Source organism: Paenibacillus sp. NPDC057967 (genome assembly GCF_042887015.1).
Classification (GTDB): domain Bacteria; phylum Bacillota; class Bacilli; order Paenibacillales; family Paenibacillaceae; genus Pristimantibacillus.
This window is the reverse complement of the sequence record NZ_JBHVQB010000022.1, coordinates 1-1,286: the sequence shown is the minus strand read 5'-3', so window position 1 is coordinate 1,286 and position 1,286 is coordinate 1. Positions and strand designations below refer to the sequence as shown.

Here is a 1,286-nt window from a genome sequence, read left to right as displayed (position 1 = left end):
CTATATAGCCCCCTAATCCAGTTGGACACTTTCTCCACTTCAGATACACTAAGAATAGGTGGAGGAGTTATCCATGAAAAGACGGTTTCGGTGTCCCATTCAAACGAAGAAGGAGTTTGTTGTAGAGGTGCTCTCCGGTTATCGAACGGAAGTAGTGGCCAGGCAACATGGTGTTTCTCCCGCAACGCTTAGTAAGTGGGTCCGACAGTATCAGGATGAGGTGGGCGATCTGATGGTGAAAAAACGAGACGAAGCAGAAAAGTTGAAAGCAGACGCAGCCAAGCTTGCTGAGCTCCAGCAAAGGTATGACTCCGCAATTAAACAGCTTGGTGAGAAAGAAGTGGAGCTGAGCATCCTTCGGGAACTGGTTAAAAAAAAGCACCCCGATTGGAGACAGCGCTAGCCTGGATCGAACGAGGCTATCCCGTACGGACGGTGCTGCGTATTTGCGGTGTGCCTCGTTCAACATACTATTATCGCTTGCAGCATCCAGAGCGGCAAAAGCCGGTAAGCAAAGGTCGCCCGATCCCAGGCTATTCGTATAACCGATTAGGCAACAAGGTCTCAGACGCCCGCATCAAAGGTTGTCTACGTCGACTTATTCAGGGGCCTAACGCCGCATTTGGCTACCGGAAACTCACGATTCTCCTACGTCGGAAATACAACTTGGTCATTAACAAGAAGAAAGTCTACCGGCTTTGCAAAGAGCTTCAACTCCTCGCTCCTAGGCGAGAAACGAACAAGCCCGTGCCGAAGAAGGTGGCCCATAACCGAGTGGTAACGGGGCCCAACCAGCTCTGGCAGCTCGACATTAAGTATGGCTATGTCGCTGGCAAACGCCGTCACTTTTACTTGGCCAGCATCATAGATGTGTTTGATCGAGCGATCGTGGCGTACCATCGCGGTAAGGTTTGCAGCACAACAGATGTACTGCGAACGGTCCAGCAAGCGATTTTAAAGCGTGACGTGAACAAGCAAGTCAGTGGGCTTGTTATTCGTACAGATAATGGCCCTCAGTTCGTCAGCAAGGCCTTCTACGCCTTCTGCGAACAGGCGGGAATTGAGCATGAACGGATACCGAATCGAACGCCCAACAAAAATGCTTTCATCGAATCGTTCCACAGCATCTTAGAGCGCGAATGCTATCTCCGCAACTGTTTTGAGACGTACGAGGAAGCCTATATGGAGGTCGATCGGTTCCTCCGTTATTACAACAACGAACGAATCCATGGCAGCCTACAAGACTGGCCGCCCAAAGCATATTTAAGATTGGTCACCGCTGGCGT

Annotated in this window: 2 protein-coding genes; both read left to right on the top strand. The window is 50.5% G+C overall.

Annotation, left to right across the window (positions count from 1 at the left end; genetic code table 11):
* Window positions 1-73 precede the first annotated feature (73 nt).
* Window positions 74-403 carry a transposase gene (locus ACFVSO_RS28820; protein WP_387480150.1) on the top strand — a complete coding sequence of 110 codons (330 nt, stop codon included), beginning with the start codon at window positions 74-76 and terminating at the stop codon, window positions 401-403.
* A partial coding sequence (locus ACFVSO_RS28815; RefSeq protein WP_387480149.1) for an IS3 family transposase occupies window positions 388-1,286 on the top strand: 899 nt, incomplete at its 3' end. The genes ACFVSO_RS28820 and ACFVSO_RS28815, both read left to right, overlap by 16 nt.

What these genes read in the sequence shown, in the direction of transcription:
- ACFVSO_RS28820 (WP_387480150.1), top strand. Translation starts at nt 74, where the DNA reads ATGAAAAGACGGTTTCGGTGTCCCATTCAAACGAAGAAGGAGTTTGTT.